Origin of the sequence: Bradyrhizobium uaiense, from assembly GCF_010811875.1 — a bacterium.
GTDB lineage: Bacteria > Pseudomonadota > Alphaproteobacteria > Rhizobiales > Xanthobacteraceae > Bradyrhizobium > Bradyrhizobium uaiense.
The window spans coordinates 15,455-28,897 of record NZ_VKHP01000006.1 but is presented as its reverse complement, the minus strand read 5'-3'; the positions used below and the strand labels follow the sequence as shown (position 1 = coordinate 28,897).

General features: G+C 64.8%; 19 protein-coding genes. 9 read left to right on the top strand and 10 right to left on the bottom strand.

Features of this window, described 5'->3' with window-relative positions; translation table 11 throughout:
- Window positions 1–613: 613 nt before the first annotated feature.
- Together FNJ47_RS02770 and FNJ47_RS02765 are read right to left on the bottom strand one after the other, a co-directional pair.
- Window positions 614–826, bottom strand: a complete 213-nt coding sequence (locus FNJ47_RS02770; RefSeq protein WP_163150416.1) for a hypothetical protein — start codon at window positions 824–826, stop codon at window positions 614–616.
- Between the two features lie 161 nt (window positions 827–987).
- A complete protein-coding gene (locus tag FNJ47_RS02765) occupies window positions 988–1,401 on the bottom strand; it encodes an SRPBCC family protein (protein ID WP_163150414.1) in 414 nt (137 codons plus the stop codon).
- Between the two features lie 207 nt (window positions 1,402–1,608).
- Between FNJ47_RS02765 and FNJ47_RS02760 the strand changes: the two genes are divergently transcribed.
- Entirely contained in the window at window positions 1,609–1,914 is a 306-nt protein-coding gene (locus FNJ47_RS02760; protein WP_163150412.1) for a hypothetical protein, read from the top strand.
- 27 nt (window positions 1,915–1,941) lie between these two features.
- Here FNJ47_RS02760 and FNJ47_RS02755 read toward each other — a convergent pair whose 3' ends face one another.
- From FNJ47_RS02755 to FNJ47_RS02745, 3 genes are all read right to left on the bottom strand, one after another.
- Window positions 1,942–2,577 (bottom strand): 2-dehydro-3-deoxy-6-phosphogalactonate aldolase, encoded by a 636-nt coding sequence (locus FNJ47_RS02755; protein ID WP_163150410.1) that lies wholly within the window; start codon window positions 2,575–2,577, stop codon window positions 1,942–1,944.
- Between the two features lie 12 nt (window positions 2,578–2,589).
- Window positions 2,590–3,504, bottom strand: coding sequence for a 2-dehydro-3-deoxygalactonokinase (locus FNJ47_RS02750; RefSeq protein ID WP_163150408.1), 915 nt, complete (start codon window positions 3,502–3,504; stop codon window positions 2,590–2,592).
- A gap of 146 nt (window positions 3,505–3,650) precedes the next feature.
- Complete coding sequence (locus tag FNJ47_RS02745; RefSeq protein ID WP_163150406.1) at window positions 3,651–3,866, bottom strand: hypothetical protein; 216 nt, start codon at window positions 3,864–3,866, stop codon at window positions 3,651–3,653.
- 210 nt (window positions 3,867–4,076) lie between these two features.
- On the opposite strand from FNJ47_RS02745, the gene FNJ47_RS49770 reads away from it, so the two are divergent.
- Window positions 4,077–4,253, top strand: coding sequence for a hypothetical protein (locus FNJ47_RS49770; RefSeq protein ID WP_165445502.1), 177 nt, complete (start codon window positions 4,077–4,079; stop codon window positions 4,251–4,253).
- A gap of 98 nt (window positions 4,254–4,351) precedes the next feature.
- Here FNJ47_RS49770 and FNJ47_RS02740 read toward each other — a convergent pair whose 3' ends face one another.
- Both FNJ47_RS02740 and FNJ47_RS49765 read right to left on the bottom strand, forming a co-directional pair.
- The gene (locus FNJ47_RS02740) at window positions 4,352–4,615 is read right to left on the bottom strand and encodes a hypothetical protein (RefSeq protein ID WP_163150404.1); all 264 of its coding nucleotides are present in this window, start codon (window positions 4,613–4,615) and stop codon (window positions 4,352–4,354) included.
- 142 nt (window positions 4,616–4,757) lie between these two features.
- Window positions 4,758–4,970 carry a hypothetical protein gene (locus FNJ47_RS49765; protein ID WP_235999366.1) on the bottom strand — a complete coding sequence of 71 codons (213 nt, stop codon included), beginning with the start codon at window positions 4,968–4,970 and terminating at the stop codon, window positions 4,758–4,760.
- A gap of 135 nt (window positions 4,971–5,105) precedes the next feature.
- Here FNJ47_RS49765 and FNJ47_RS02735 point away from each other — a divergent pair, with 135 nt between their 5' ends.
- Both FNJ47_RS02735 and FNJ47_RS02730 read left to right on the top strand, forming a co-directional pair.
- On the top strand, window positions 5,106–5,387 hold the full coding sequence (locus FNJ47_RS02735) for a hypothetical protein (RefSeq protein WP_165445498.1): 282 nt from the start codon (window positions 5,106–5,108) through the stop codon (window positions 5,385–5,387).
- A gap of 206 nt (window positions 5,388–5,593) precedes the next feature.
- On the top strand, window positions 5,594–5,950 hold the full coding sequence (locus tag FNJ47_RS02730) for a DUF6481 family protein (protein ID WP_163150402.1): 357 nt from the start codon (window positions 5,594–5,596) through the stop codon (window positions 5,948–5,950).
- Between the two features lie 56 nt (window positions 5,951–6,006).
- Here FNJ47_RS02730 and FNJ47_RS02725 read toward each other — a convergent pair whose 3' ends face one another.
- Window positions 6,007–6,240: a pentapeptide MXKDX repeat protein gene (locus FNJ47_RS02725; RefSeq protein ID WP_165445500.1), complete on the bottom strand. Its 234-nt coding sequence runs from the start codon at window positions 6,238–6,240 to the stop codon at window positions 6,007–6,009.
- 335 nt (window positions 6,241–6,575) lie between these two features.
- Here FNJ47_RS02725 and FNJ47_RS02720 point away from each other — a divergent pair, with 335 nt between their 5' ends.
- From FNJ47_RS02720 to FNJ47_RS02710, 3 genes are all read left to right on the top strand, one after another.
- Entirely contained in the window at window positions 6,576–7,598 is a 1,023-nt protein-coding gene (locus FNJ47_RS02720; RefSeq protein ID WP_163150400.1) for a TRAP transporter substrate-binding protein, read from the top strand.
- A 65-nt stretch (window positions 7,599–7,663) separates the two neighbouring features.
- Window positions 7,664–8,149, top strand: coding sequence for a TRAP transporter small permease (locus tag FNJ47_RS02715; protein WP_430649349.1), 486 nt, complete (start codon window positions 7,664–7,666; stop codon window positions 8,147–8,149).
- Window positions 8,146–9,504, top strand: coding sequence for a TRAP transporter large permease (locus FNJ47_RS02710; protein WP_163150396.1), 1,359 nt, complete (start codon window positions 8,146–8,148; stop codon window positions 9,502–9,504). Before FNJ47_RS02715 ends, FNJ47_RS02710 begins: the two co-directional genes overlap by 4 nt.
- A gap of 27 nt (window positions 9,505–9,531) precedes the next feature.
- Here FNJ47_RS02710 and FNJ47_RS02705 read toward each other — a convergent pair whose 3' ends face one another.
- Window positions 9,532–9,669 carry a hypothetical protein gene (locus tag FNJ47_RS02705; protein WP_163150394.1) on the bottom strand — a complete coding sequence of 46 codons (138 nt, stop codon included), beginning with the start codon at window positions 9,667–9,669 and terminating at the stop codon, window positions 9,532–9,534.
- Between the two features lie 112 nt (window positions 9,670–9,781).
- On the opposite strand from FNJ47_RS02705, the gene FNJ47_RS02700 reads away from it, so the two are divergent.
- Window positions 9,782–9,949, top strand: coding sequence for a hypothetical protein (locus FNJ47_RS02700; RefSeq protein ID WP_163150358.1), 168 nt, complete (start codon window positions 9,782–9,784; stop codon window positions 9,947–9,949).
- 15 nt (window positions 9,950–9,964) lie between these two features.
- Here FNJ47_RS02700 and FNJ47_RS02695 read toward each other — a convergent pair whose 3' ends face one another.
- Window positions 9,965–10,810, bottom strand: coding sequence for an SMP-30/gluconolactonase/LRE family protein (locus FNJ47_RS02695; protein WP_163150392.1), 846 nt, complete (start codon window positions 10,808–10,810; stop codon window positions 9,965–9,967).
- A 305-nt stretch (window positions 10,811–11,115) separates the two neighbouring features.
- Here FNJ47_RS02695 and FNJ47_RS02690 point away from each other — a divergent pair, with 305 nt between their 5' ends.
- On the top strand, window positions 11,116–13,347 hold the full coding sequence (locus FNJ47_RS02690) for a lytic transglycosylase domain-containing protein (RefSeq protein ID WP_163150390.1): 2,232 nt from the start codon (window positions 11,116–11,118) through the stop codon (window positions 13,345–13,347).
- Window positions 13,348–13,443 lie beyond the last annotated feature (96 nt).

Here is a 13,443-nt window from a genome sequence, read left to right as displayed (position 1 = left end):
AAACGAAGATAGGTTAGGCACCGAGGCGCCGGTGACGGTGCCTCACGACCAAAGTGTCAACTTGGCCTCAGCGTGGCCCACGCGCTGGGGCCTTTCTTTTGATGTTCACGGTCTGCTCTGAAATCGCGTCTTGTTCTTATCATTCAGCGCACGAAACGCTTCCGTAGTTCTCCGTGCGTGAACAAAGTTCCGCCCCGATTGCACACGACGCGCTTGGTAATTTCTTAATCCGGAATTGCTTCCTCAAGCAGATTGCAAACGCTCGCGCTGCTCGCCGGTATTTCAGGAGCACTATGGAAGATTCCGTCCAGGTCCGTTGCACACGCTGCAAGAACGTCTTTCGCGACCGAGCCAAGCGGCTGCAGAACGGGTATTCGCGCCAGTGCCCGAGCTGTGAGACCGTCCTTTTCTTCGACGAGGACTCGCACGATCCAAACATCAAGCGCGCGATGCGAACGGCGCGGCGTGCACGGGAGGAAATGCGTGAGAGCGAAGGTGTGAGCGCGCGAAAGGCCGCCGCCGTTCCCCGGCAGTACGGCGGCCGCTCGGCACCGAACTCACGGAGGACTGAAGCCGAGGACGACGATTAAGTTCGGCGCAGGCGGCTGCGCGACTAACCGCCCAAGCCGACGTAGGACGAGGCGCGGTCAAGCCATTGCCGTGTCGCCTCGTCACTCCAGCCAGGAACGGCGAAGCGCGACGGCGGCGTCACTGCCGCGGGCGCGCGAACGGCTCCGGGTTGGCGTGCGTGGGAGTGGCGCAGCGGTGCGGCGCTCGCAGACACGCACAGGATGACCAGCAGACCGAGTGCCAAGATAAAACGCATCGCATTCGCTCCGGCCCAGTATCGCGATCGCGCCGAGCGACCTGTCACCTCACCCGCGTGCTCGGCCGATGCACCATCGCCGCTTGAACGCCCGCATCAGGCTCGCCGGCATCGTCGCGCGCGGTCGCTTCAACGTCACGTCGTCCTCCGGTCGCCGCGGATCAGGACCGCTGCTTTGCTTCGACGTAGCGTTTGAAGTTATCCAGGATCGCCTGCCAGCCGCCGCGCTGCTGCTCCGCCGAATGGGTGTCCTCGCCGTCGAAGCTGACCTGCACCTTGACGCCGGCGGCCTCCGGCGTGAATGCAACCTGCGCTGTGCGGTCGCCGAATGCATATTCGAGCAGCCGGGGCTCCTCGACCTTGGTGTAGGTGCCGACAAAATCGAAACCCATGCTGCCGTCCTTGGCTTCCATACGCGACGAGAAGGCGCCGCCGGCGCGCAGGTCGACGGTCGCGGCCGTGGTGTGCCAATCCTCGGAGGCGGCATTCCACTGCTTGATATCGTCGGGCGTGGTGTAGGCGCGCCAGACATCCGCAACCGGCGCGGCAACGGTGGTTTCGACGGCAATCCTCATGTGCATTCCTTCGTCGTAATGGCGTGAAGCGGATGCTCCCATCGCGCCCCGCCTGGGGCGCCTCGGCGCTGGTCATTCTACTAGGGCCATTCGCCCTGATCCACAAATGGCTCCGGCAGATGCCGTCGCCTGCTGTGTGGCCGGCACAAGAATTTCGTCAGGATTGACCGTGTATGGAAGATGGGTCCAACGCCCGGAGAGGACGTCATGCGGAACCTGAACACTGTCCTGAGCAAGCTGAACGACCGCCTGCTGCGGCTGGAGGGCGAGCTGTTCGTGCTGCGATCGATCGCCCGGGCCGCCCTCACCGCCGGCGACGAGTCCGCCGTCCGCACCCGCAAACTGCTCGAAGGCGCCAAGCTGGCGCTATCAGACGAAGCTGAACGGCCGCTGGACGCCGCGACCGAAAAATACGTCGCCGCCGCGATCGCAATGGTCGAGGAACTGCTCGAGAATCCCCGCGAGGCAGCACCGCTGTTCAGGGTCATCGACGGCGGCAAGCGGGACGACTAGCGCGCCGCCAAAAGTTACACGCCGAGTCTAGCCTGCGCCCTGCACCGCCGCGTCATATGCCTCGATCGTCACCTTTGCCCTGACGGCGATATCCGCGACCGTCATGCCCGGCTTGTAGAGGCTGCTGCCGAGCCCGAAGGCGCGAATGCCTGCCTTCACGTACTCGGCGAAATTCTGGTCCGAGACACCGCCGACGGCGGCGATCATCACATCCGGCGGCAGCACGGCGCGGATCGCAGTGATGCCGGCTGCGCCGAGCACACTCGCCGGAAAGAATTTCAGGCTCGATGCGCCGGCGCGTGCAGCGAGCAGGGCTTCGGTCGGCGAGAACACGCCCGGCATCGTGACCATCGCGTGATCCCGGGCACGGGCCAGCACGTCGACATCGACATTGGGCGACACCATGAGCCGGCCGCCGGCGTCATGGAGACGATCGACATCGGCCGCTGATAGCACGGTGCCCGCGCCGATCAGCACGTCGGCAGGTGCGCGCTTTGCCGCGATCTCGATCGAACGGAACGGCTCGGGCGAGTTCAGCGGAATCTCGATCGCCGTCATGCCGGCGTCGATCAGCGTGCTCACAATGCCACTGGTTTCGTCGGGCTTGACGCCGCGCAGGATCGCGACCAACGGACGCATCATCGGCGGAAATGGAATGCTCATGCGTTGGATCCCTCAATTGTTCCAGATCGCCGCCGCGGCGCCGGCGAGGCCACGGCGAACCGCCTCCTCCGCATCCACGACATCGAGCGGAATCGAAAGGCGTTCGAGCGCCATTTGATAGAGCCGCTGCAGCCGGCCTGACGCAATCAGCGTAACCGGCACTGCTCGCTCCCGCTCGGCAAGGCCCGCGGCCAGCTCGACGCCGATCAATGTGCCCGAGATCGTCTCTCGCGCGGCCTGCGCGCTGCCGCCGAACAGCAGCTGCCGCGATCGCACTCGAAACAGCAGATTGGCTGAGTGCGCCGGCGCGGCATACGCCTCGGCGACGGCCGCGCGGAACGCATCACCATCGACCGCCTCCTCCGCGCCGGCAACGGCGTGCGACAGGATGGTGTCGCGCGCGACCGCACTGAACAGCTCTCCGGTCATGAAGGTCGCAAAGCGCTCGACCGTGCCGCCACGCACCCGCACCCATTTGGAATGCGTTCCCGGCATGCAGACATCGGCCTCATGTGCCGGGTCCAGACCGAGCGCGCCGAGCAGCTGGGTCTCCTCGCCACGCATCACGTCAGGTGCCGCGGCATCGCGCTGTGCAATCCCGGGCAGGATGCGGATATCGCGCGGCTGCCCGGCGACCACGACGGCGCCTTTAAGGATGTCGGAGAGATGCGCGGGCGTATCGACATAGCCGGCCTCGACCCAGCCCTGCCGCGCACCCGCCATGCCGCAGATCACGACCGGCAAATCGGCCGCGACACCCAGCTCGTCGAGATGCGATTGCAGCACGCCCGCAAAGCCGGTCCTGGCGGCCGCGGTCATGCCTTGGTCGCTGCGGCGTTCGCCGTGCACCTGGCCACCGGCGCTCATCAGCCAGAGCCGGAAGCTGCTGGTGCCCCAATCGACCGCGACATAGGAAGGACCGCTCATCGCGCTGTTCCACGCCCTCAGTTTCCGGCCCGATGACGGCGCCGCTACGAGACGCGATAACGGCGTTCATTGCGCCGCGCAAGGCGGCCGTTGGCGTGGCGCCGCGGGGCCTCACCGCCGCTCGCAAGGGCAAATTCGCAGATCGATTACCGCGCGCCCTTCAGCGTGCAGGAGGTCGTGCAGGTCGTGACATTGCCGTGGTCACATTTGATGCAGGCGTTCACGCACTGATCCATGACCTTGGGATTGAACTGACTATAAAGATTGGCCGCGCAACTGTTGGTCGATCCCGTGACCTCGGGGTCGGGCCAGCAACCGGACAGTAAAAATGCTGCGGCACTCAAAATGGCGACCTTGCGCATAAGGCCTCCTGCCACGCTCGAAATCCAAGTAACCCTGCAAGTAACCTTGATAGGTTAGGTTAAATTCCGGTTTCAATTGCGGCCTTATCCGGAAGCGGTATTGCTTATCCACCGGACATTTCCCCAAGGTCCGGGCCCACACCGGCAAGGCCGTCAGGCGACCCCGCCTGGCGGCTTTGTTGCCCAGCAATGCACAAGGATACGAACAAGATGGCCCGAAAGCCGCGGTGGTCGTTCAAGGAGGACCGACGACTGATGGAACTGGCACGCTCCTCAAAGTCGCTGGAGGAGGTCGTGAAAGCGACCGGCCGCTCGCCGGAACGAATCAAGAAGATGGCGATGCGCCTCGGCCTCTCGATCAAGCCGCGTAGCTCCATCAAGAAATAATTTTAAATACGGCCGCAGCGTCCACCCGGCCCATGCCAGCTGCCGCGAGCGAAGAGCGCAGCGGTTCGCGTGAAGACGACGCGTCAGAAAGCAAAAACCTAGAGCTCCGGCGGACAATCATCCTTCGCCCGTACCGGGATCGCCTTGAGCTCGCCCTCGGCCTCGCGCTCGGTCCCGGCGGTGCGGGTGCAAGTGGTCAGCACGAAAGCCACCCGGCTGCATTGCCACGCCGGCCCGAGCGCCGCGCTGGACACCGGTTCGGGCGACGCCAGCGCCAGGGACAGATACGCAACCAAAACGGCACCCGCCGCGCCTGCGGCAGCCAGCGCCGCGCCCTTTCCGGACCACAGCTTTGACATCATGGCCTTGGTTCCCGCCGATCTCTGGGAATAGATGAGGCAGCCCGCCGTCCGCGTGTGACTGGAATCACAACCGGGACCAAACAGTTCAGCCCGAGTCTTCACGGGAGATGTGGGATCGATATTGCACTGCCGCAAGGTTGGGTCAGCGCGCCGGCTCGATCACATTGCAGTTGGTCCGGCCCGACATCAGGCAATCCTGCATCTTGCTCGCCGCCGTCAGGTTGCGCGCAAGCCAAAGTCCGACCGCGAGCATGACGACCGCGACCAGCAGTCCGATCAGCGCGCTGCGGCGATTGCCTCCGTCCTCGGATTCGCTCATGCCGCTTCGGTTCCCAATTGCCGTCGCCCGCATCATGACCGTTTGCACGGTTGCGTGCGATCAATTCTGCAACAGTCGCCCAACGAAATGCGCACACGCCGCCGTCGGCACCGCAATTCCATTGCGGGCTGCCACGACTCGCGAAAAACTACGCGCTGAAGTGGAGCGCGTGTGCGGGGCGTGCCGGTGAGCGAGCAAGAAGCGACCTACGACTATCAGCGTTACAGGCAGCTGCTTTCGGAAGCTGTCGACGAGACCAGCAGGCTGCGGCTGATCAGCCTTCTGATCACCGAAAAGGCCCGCGACAGGCTGGAAGCCCAGCGCGTCTCGGACCGGAGCGCGATGACCGCCGAGACCGTCGCCAAGGTGTTGGGCACCAAGGTCCTGGACATCAAGGTCTTGGACATCAAAGTCTCGGGCAACGGGCGGCGCGAGCAGTTTCAGCGCGGTTAGGCAGCCGGCAGCTTCGGTGACCAACCACTCACCACGCCGGCGGCCAGGCGGGCGCAAATGCTGCCATCGGCCATTTGCCGTCCAATCATATCTCCCCTGCTCCACAACCCACCGTTCACCACTGGCATTTTCGTCGCCTTTCACTTATTGAAGCGCCGAACCGAACCCAATCCATCACCCGAACAGAAAGCAGCAAGGCTTCCTCTATGAGTGGCTTCAAGGAACCGGGTTTTGCCGACCGCCAAAAGGCGGCCCTGCAGGCGCGGCAAGACCTCCTCAACAAATTTCGCTCCCAACCGGGGGCTGACGATCCGATCGTGAAGGCCCGCGCCGAAGAGCGCGCGGCGATCGCCGACCGCCGCGCCAAGGCCAAGGAAGCCCGTGAGGCCGAGAAGGCTGAACAGAAGCGGCGCGAGGAAGAGGCCGCCGCAGCCGAGGCCGCGCGGATCGCGCGCGAGAAGGAAGAGGAAGCCGCCCGTGAGGAGGCGCTGCTCGCGGACCAGAAGGCCAAGCGCGACGCCCGCTACGCGGCGCGTAAGGAACGCGGCAAGAAGAAGCGCTGAGGCACAACCAGGCCCGCCGCGACGGCGGGCCTGTAGACGATGAGCGATGGCGGCAATCAGTTCTTCTTCATGCCGTCGTCTTTCTTCATCATCGCGCCGCCGTCCTTCTTCACGGCGTCGTCCTTCTTCATCATGCCACCGTCCTTCTTCATGGCATCCTTGGACATCGTGTCTTCCTTCTTCATCGCGTCGTCCTTGCCCATCTTGTCCTGAGCGAAGGCGGCGGGCGCCAGCGCCAGGCTGAACGCGAGCAGCGCGGCGGAAAGGCCGAGGGAGGTCTTGGTGGTCATGTCGATGATCCCTTGTGTGGTCGAATGTGAGCGCGACGACTTGCCGCTCTCTGCTCGACGCACTTGCACCGCCCGTTGTTACCTCCAATAACGATTTCTTGAAGCAACGCTGCACGCACGCCCGGACGTTTGGTCGCGCGCGGGTTGAGTGGCGGCGCTGTGCCATGGCGCGGCAGTGTGCGCCGCAGCAACGGCACGACTTGCTGACGCACATCGGCTCGCACTATCACGGCGCCTCGAACTATCAGACTAGAGAATATTCACGCCAAGACCGGCTAAGCTGAAGCTCCGCGCCAGCCTAACAGCCACTCAAGAAGCTCTTCAGGGGAACAACCATGCTCACACGCCGCCACGTCCTCGCTTCCGCCCTCGCCGCACCCGCGATCCTGCGGATGGGCGTCGGGACCGCGCATGCCGCGACCACGCTGAAGATCTCGCATCAGTTTCCCGGCGGCACTATCGACAAGGGCGACTTCCGCGACAGGTTGTGCCGGATGTTCGCGGCCGAGGTCGCCAAGCGCTCGGGCGGCGACCTCACCGCAGAGGTCTATCCGAACTCGTCGCTGATCAAGACCAACGCGCAGTTCTCGGCGATGCGCAAGGGCGCGCTCGACCTCAGCCTCTATCCGATGCCCTATGCCGGCGGCGAATTGCCGGAGACCAATATCGGCCTGATGCCGGGCCTGGTGACGACCTACGACCAGGGCCTGCGCTGGAAGAAGGAGCCGGTCGGCAAAGCATTGAGCGACTTCCTCGCCGACAAGGGCATCCTGCTGATCTCCTGGGTCTGGCAGGCCGGCGGCGTCGCCAGCCGCTCCAAGGCGATCGTGGCACCCGAGGACGCCAAGGGCCTCAAGGTGCGCGGCGGCTCGCGCGAGATGGACATGGTGCTGCAGACCGCCGGCGCCGCCGTGCTGTCGGTGCCGTCCAACGAGATCTACGCCGCAATGCAGACTGGTGCCTGCGACGCCGGTATCACCTCCTCGACCAGCCTGATCTCGTTCCGCCTCGAGGAGGTCGCGAAGTCGCTGACCTCGGGTGCCGGCGCTTCCTACTGGTTCATGCTGGAGCCGTTGATGATGTCGAAGGCGATCTTCGACAAGCTGCCGAAGAACCAGCAGGACATCATCCTCGCTGTCGGCACCGAGCTCGAGGCGTTCGGCCGCAAGGGCGCGCAGGATGACGATGCCGAAGTGGCCAAGGTCTATGAGAAGGCCGGCGCCAAAGTCAGCGCGCTCGATGCTGCCGTTGTCGGCAAGTGGCGCGACATCGCGCGCGACACCGCCTGGAAGGACTACGGCGCCAAGACGGCGACGGCAGCCAACCTGCTGAAGCTCGCAAGCGACGTCGCCGCATGATGCATGGTCCGGTCGCGGATCAGGCTGAAGCCGCAAGCACGGCGGCGGGCAGTACGCCCGTGGCCATGCTTGGACGCGCGCTGTCCGTCTGCAACAACATCATCGTGGTGTTCGCCGCGCTCGCATTGATCGCGGCCTGCGTGATCCTGAGCTACAGCGTGCTCGGCCGCGCCCTGTTCCATAGCCCGAACTACTGGCAGGACGAGGCCGCCGTGTTCCTGCTGGTCGGCGCCACCTTCATGACCTCGGCCTATGTCCAGAGCCAGCGTGGCCATGTCAGCATCGAGGCGTTCGTCGGACTACTCTCGGCGCGTGCCAACAGCATCAGGCTGTGGCTGGTCGATGTCGCGAGCTTCGCGTTCTGCACCTTCTTCGCCTGGAAGTCCTGGACCCTGGCGCACGAGGCCTATGTCGACGGCCAAGTGTCGAACTCGATGTGGTCACCGCCGCTTGCCATCCCCTATGGGCTGATGGCGCTGGGCATGACGCTGCTCTGCGTGCAGCTGTTGTTGCAAATCCTCATTCCGCTGACCGGTGGCGCGCGTCGATGACCGTGTTTGGTATTGGCATCTCCTACGGGCTTGCCACCCTGCTTGCGATGTTCTCCGGCATGCCGATCGCATTCGCGCTCGGTGCGGTCGCGGTCGTGTTCATGGCGATTTACATGCCGGCGGCCTCGCTCGATACGGTGACGCAGAACGTCTACGAGGAGATGGCCTCGATCACACTGCTGTCGATCCCGCTGTTCATCCTGAAGGGCGCGGCGATCGGCAAATCGCGCGCCGGCCAGGATCTCTACTCGGCGCTGCATGCCTGGCTGCACCGCGTGCCCGGCGGGCTCGGCGTCGCCAATGTGTTCGCCTGCGCGCTGTTTGCGGCGATGGCCGGCTCCTCGCCCGCGACCTGCTCGGCGATCGGCTCGGCCGGCATTCCGGAGATGCGCAAGCGCGGTTATTCCGGCGGCTTTGCCGCGGGGATCATCGCCGCCGGCGGCACGCTCGGCATCCTGCTGCCGCCCTCGATCACGATGATCCTGTTCGCCGTCGCCGCCGAGAAATCGCTGGGACGGTTGTTTCTCGCCGGCATCGGCCCCGGACTGCTGCTGGTGTCGCTGTTCGGCCTCTACGCCGTGTTCCGCTTCCGCAAGGAATACGCCATGGCCAAGGCCGCCTATGACGCGACCGGCAAGGATGCCGCGATCCTGCAACGCGACGAGTTCACCATGGCCGAGCGCTTCAGCGCGCTGCCGCGCGTGATCCCGTTCGTGCTGCTGTTGACCGGCGTGATGATCGCGCTCTATGGCGGCTACGCCACGCCGTCGGAAACCGCCGGCCTCGGCGGCCTGCTGGCGCTCGGATTGATCGCCGTGATCTACAGCGTGTGGAAACCGAGCGACCTGTCGCCGATCCTGAAATCGACCATCCGCGAGTCGACTATGCTGATGCTGATCATCGGCATGTCGCTGCTGTACTCCTACGTGATGAGCTATTTGCACATCTCGCAGTCGGCTGCGGAGGCGATCGTCGCGATGCACCTGCCGCGCTGGGAGCTGTTGTTTGCGATCCTCGTGATGGTGATCGTGCTCGGCTTCTTCCTGCCGCCGGTCTCGATCATCCTGATGACCGCGCCGATCATCCTGCCGCCGCTGCGCGCGGCAGAGTTCGACATCATCTGGTTCGGCATCGTCATGACCATCGTGATGGAGATGGGCCTGATCCACCCACCGGTCGGCCTCAACATCTTCGTCATCCGCAACGTCGCGCCCGACATCCCGCTGAGCGAGGTGATCTGGGGCACGCTGCCGTTCGTGCTGCTGATGATGTTCGCAGTGCTGATGCTCTGCTTCTTCCCGGAGATATCGACCTGGCTGCCGAACCTGGTGATGGGGCCGGACGGCGGGCGCTAGCGCGTTCGTGAGCGACCTGGCTACCGGTCAGGCCGCTTCCTGCTCCCTTGCAGCGATAGCCTGCTCGATCCGGCGCACCAGCCGCGCCGTCGGACGTCCCTCGCGCTGGAGCCGGCGGAGCTCGTTCCATAGCCTGATGATTTCGCGGTCTCGCTCGGCGTCCATGGCATTCTCCCGGGGCGCTTCAATATGAACGAAACAAGAACAAAGTTCAACATCAAAGCGGCCCGATCCTGCAAGGCTGGAACCAGACGGCCGCGGCGCGATTGGGTCCTTCATGAAAATGGCCAAGGCAATTCGCAAGCAGGCCCAGACCGCGGAACGGGTCGCGTCGGCAACGGCCGACGCAATTGTCGCCGATCAGATGCGCTCGCTGGCCCGCGCCTTCAGAAGCCAGGCGGACATCCTGAAGAAGAAAGAGAAGAAAAAGAAGAAGCGGTCCTAGCTCTCGGGCAACGGCTCAGGGATAGCCATCACCCGGCGTGTCGACCTCGACGACATCGATCCGCGACACCGATTTGCCTTTCCGCAGTTCCTCGTAGGACGTCTCCGCATTCAGGCAGAACAACGTGCTGCGCTCGGTGCCGCCGAGCGCACAGGCGAGCGCACGACGGCCGGGTACCGTGATGCGCGCACGCTCCACACCGTTGCGATCGATCCGGACAAACGCATCTTCGGTGAATGACGCGACCCAGACCGCCCCGTCGCGATCGAGGCAGATGCCGTCTGGTTCGTTGACGCTGCCGAGCCGCCCGCGAAGGCTCAGGCCGCCGTCAGGCGCTATGTCGTAGTCAGCGAGCGTAGCACCATCCATTTCGGCGACAACGAGCCGACGATGGTCGGACGAGACCGCAATGCCGTTGGGGAAACGCAGGCCGTCCGCGACGACGCGGGCGTTGCCGTCGGGCATCACGAGGATGATCCTCCCGACGGCGCCGCGGCCCTCCGGCGGCGGCAGATTGAAGCCGAGATCGCCGACATAGGCGCGCCCCTGCCCGTCGACGATCATGTCGTCGATCGTGCCGGTCGCGACCTCTGACAGGTCGGCATAGAGCGTCAGCCCCCCATCCGAAAAACGCAGCAGCCGCTTCTTGAACATCGTCAGCACGACGATATCGCCATCAGGAAGCACGCCGAGGCCGCACGGCGTGTCGTCGGTCACCCCTGCATGTTCCTGCAAGTCGCCCGACGGGCTGATGCTGAGCAGCGTCCGTGCCATGCAGTCGACGAACCACAGCCGCCCACGATGCCAGCGCGGGCCTTCGAAATAGCGGCCGCCGTCAAGGATGGTCGTGAGGCTGGGCATCACGACGCCCCGAATAGCAACAAGTGATCTATCTGTGACATCGGCAACCCCCGCGGCGCGCTTGCAACGAGGGTACATCTCCGATGGAACCGTGCAAGGTGGGGCGCCATCCGTCCGCTCTTCACCCGTATAAACCCCGGTTCCCGCGGGTTCCGCCGGTGCTATTCTATATTTCGCCGCGTTTCCCTGTTGAGTTGCAGCAGCGTTAACACTCGAGAATCGAGGGTAGTGATAATCTGCGGCGGTTGTGCCGCCGTATGACGCGTTCTGTTTGTGCCTCATGGTTTCTCAGGGGGGACCAGGGAATGAACCGTTGCCTACGTCCGCTGGCGTGCTTCGCCACCGCCGCCGCGCTCGCGCTGCTTCCAATCAAGGCAGACGCCAAGCCGCATCACCAGCACCAGGCCAAGAGCGGCCACGGCGACAAGAAGATCCATGGCGCCAAGGCCAGCTCGAAGGCCAGCAGCAAATCTGCGCGCGAGGCCTCCGGCAAACGCCGGCACGCCCGGCACAGCGCCGACAAACACAAATCCGCAAAGGCCAAATCCGTTCCGTCCAAATCGGCTGAGACCACGAAAGCATCAGAGCCTGAGAAACCCGCCGGGCCGCAGCTGTCCGGCGATCTCGCCATGGTCAGGGATGCGATCATCGCCGCGCGCCGAGGCAAGACCAACGACGCTACCGATATTCAGGCCAAGATCGCCGACCCGGTCGGGCGCAAGCTCGTCGAGTGGTATCTGCTGCGCCACTCCGAATCCAATGCACCATTCAGCCGCTATGCGGCATTCATCACCGCCAACCCGGACTGGCCAAGCGTCACGCTGATGCGCAAGCGCGCCGAAGCGCGGATGTGGCAGGAGCGCAGCGATCCGGCCACGGTGCACGGCTTCACCCTCGATCAACCGATCAGCGCCAAAGGCAAGTTCGCGCTCGCCCGCACGCTGCTGGCCGAAGGCGACCGCGACGGCGCCGCACGGCTGGTTCGCGATGCGTGGCGCTCGGACGAATTGCTGGACCGGACCGAGAGCGACGCCTACGACGCATTCAAAGACCTGCTCACGCGTGACGACCACCGCGCGCGCATGGACAAGCGGATCGGCGCCAAGGATCTCGCCGGCGCCCGGCGCGCGGCGCAGCATCTCGGCAGCGACGAGCTCGCCATCGTGAAAGCCTGCGGTGCAGTTCGCGGGCAATCAAGCAAGGCAGAGGACACGCTTAACGATGTGCCGGCCGATGCGCGTAGCGATCTCGGCTACACGCTATGCCGTATTCAGTTTCTGCTCGCAAAGAACAGGATCGACGACGCCGCGCGCGTGACGATTGCAGCCGCACCCGAGACGATGGCGCAGCAGGACACCGACCAGTGGTGGCGCGAGCGCCGCATCCTGTCCCGAAAGCTGCTCGATCAGGGCGAATACCAGGCAGCCTCTGACGTGATCAGGGGCGCGGCGGCGCCGGACAATCCCTATTACCGCTCCGACATGCACTTCATGCGCGGCTGGATCGCGCTGCGCTATCTCGACGATGCAAAAACCGCCGCGGCGCATTTCGCGCACATCGACGAAGGCCAGACCAACCCGACGGTGCTGGCGCGCGCCGCCTATTGGCGCGGCCGCGCCGCCGAGGCGCTCGGCAACAGCGCAGCGATGCGGGCCGACTACCAGGCCGCCGCAAGGTACCCGACCGCCTATTACGGCCAGCTCGCGCTGGCCAAGCTCGGCCGCGACGGCATCGAGCTGCGCGCGCCCTCGCCGGCCGCCGGCGCCGACAGCATGGCCGCCGACGAGCGGGTGCGTGCCGCCGATATGCTCTACGCGATCGGCGAGCCCGACATCGTGCTCTATTTCGCCGCCGACCTCGCCGAAGAAAGCACCGATGTCGGCATGCTCGAAGCGCTCGGCGAACTCACCGGGCGCCACAGCGATGCCCGCGCAATGCTGCAGATCGGCAAGATCGCGCTCGGCCGCGGCTTCACCTTCGACCATTACGCCTTCCCGGTGATCGGCATTCCCAAGCACACCCCGATCGCTCCCGATATCGGGCGCAGCATGACCTACTCGATTGCGCGCACCGAAAGCGCGTTCGACCAGCGCGACAAATCGGCGGCCAACGCCGTCGGCCTGATGCAGGTCACACCCGAAGCCGGCCGCGACACCGCAAAGCGCTTCGGCGTCAGCTATGACTGGAGCCGGATGGTGTCCGATCCGGTCTACAACACCCAGATGGGCGCGGCCGAGCTCAGCGCGCTGCTGTCCGAATATCGCAACTGCCACATCATGACGTTTGCCGGCTACAACGCCGGCCGCGGCCGTGTCCGCGACTGGATCAAGGCTTATGGCGATCCGCGCGATCCCAAAGTCGATCCGGTCGACTGGGTGGAGCGGATCCCGATCTCGGAAACCCGCAACTACGTCCAGCGCGTGATGGAGAATTTCGCGGTCTATCGCGCGCGCTTCGAGGACGCAGGCACGGCGGTGGCGACAAAGGGCGGCGACCGCGTCGTGACGCAGGAGAGCAACGCAGCGCCGGCGCAGTGAGACGATGCCCCCTCAATCGTCGTCCCGGCGAAAGCCGGGACCCATAACCACCGCCATCGATTGGTTGAAAATCGTCGGGCCGCATGCCCCTTACCA

Excerpts from the sequence above, each read along its gene's own strand:
- FNJ47_RS02720 (WP_163150400.1), top strand. The coding sequence starts at position 6,576 with ATGCTCACACGCCGCCACGTCCTCGCTTCCGCCCTCGCCGCACCCGCG.
- FNJ47_RS49770 (WP_165445502.1), top strand. The coding sequence starts at position 4,077 with ATGGCCCGAAAGCCGCGGTGGTCGTTCAAGGAGGACCGACGACTGATG.
- FNJ47_RS02740 (WP_163150404.1), bottom strand. The coding sequence starts at position 4,615 with ATGATGTCAAAGCTGTGGTCCGGAAAGGGCGCGGCGCTGGCTGCCGCA.
- FNJ47_RS02770 (WP_163150416.1), bottom strand. The coding sequence starts at position 826 with ATGCGTTTTATCTTGGCACTCGGTCTGCTGGTCATCCTGTGCGTGTCT.
- FNJ47_RS02750 (WP_163150408.1), bottom strand. The coding sequence starts at position 3,504 with ATGAGCGGTCCTTCCTATGTCGCGGTCGATTGGGGCACCAGCAGCTTC.
- FNJ47_RS02700 (WP_163150358.1), top strand. The coding sequence starts at position 9,782 with ATGAAAATGGCCAAGGCAATTCGCAAGCAGGCCCAGACCGCGGAACGG.
- FNJ47_RS02710 (WP_163150396.1), top strand. The coding sequence starts at position 8,146 with ATGACCGTGTTTGGTATTGGCATCTCCTACGGGCTTGCCACCCTGCTT.
- FNJ47_RS02755 (WP_163150410.1), bottom strand. The coding sequence starts at position 2,577 with ATGAGCATTCCATTTCCGCCGATGATGCGTCCGTTGGTCGCGATCCTG.
- FNJ47_RS02730 (WP_163150402.1), top strand. The coding sequence starts at position 5,594 with ATGAGTGGCTTCAAGGAACCGGGTTTTGCCGACCGCCAAAAGGCGGCC.
- FNJ47_RS02745 (WP_163150406.1), bottom strand. The coding sequence starts at position 3,866 with ATGCGCAAGGTCGCCATTTTGAGTGCCGCAGCATTTTTACTGTCCGGT.
- FNJ47_RS02705 (WP_163150394.1), bottom strand. The coding sequence starts at position 9,669 with ATGGACGCCGAGCGAGACCGCGAAATCATCAGGCTATGGAACGAGCTC.
- FNJ47_RS02725 (WP_165445500.1), bottom strand. The coding sequence starts at position 6,240 with ATGACCACCAAGACCTCCCTCGGCCTTTCCGCCGCGCTGCTCGCGTTC.
- FNJ47_RS02715 (WP_430649349.1), top strand. The coding sequence starts at position 7,664 with ATGCTTGGACGCGCGCTGTCCGTCTGCAACAACATCATCGTGGTGTTC.
- FNJ47_RS02765 (WP_163150414.1), bottom strand. The coding sequence starts at position 1,401 with ATGAGGATTGCCGTCGAAACCACCGTTGCCGCGCCGGTTGCGGATGTC.
- FNJ47_RS02695 (WP_163150392.1), bottom strand. The coding sequence starts at position 10,810 with ATGCCCAGCCTCACGACCATCCTTGACGGCGGCCGCTATTTCGAAGGC.
- FNJ47_RS02690 (WP_163150390.1), top strand. The coding sequence starts at position 11,116 with ATGAACCGTTGCCTACGTCCGCTGGCGTGCTTCGCCACCGCCGCCGCG.
- FNJ47_RS02760 (WP_163150412.1), top strand. The coding sequence starts at position 1,609 with ATGCGGAACCTGAACACTGTCCTGAGCAAGCTGAACGACCGCCTGCTG.
- FNJ47_RS49765 (WP_235999366.1), bottom strand. The coding sequence starts at position 4,970 with ATGATGCGGGCGACGGCAATTGGGAACCGAAGCGGCATGAGCGAATCC.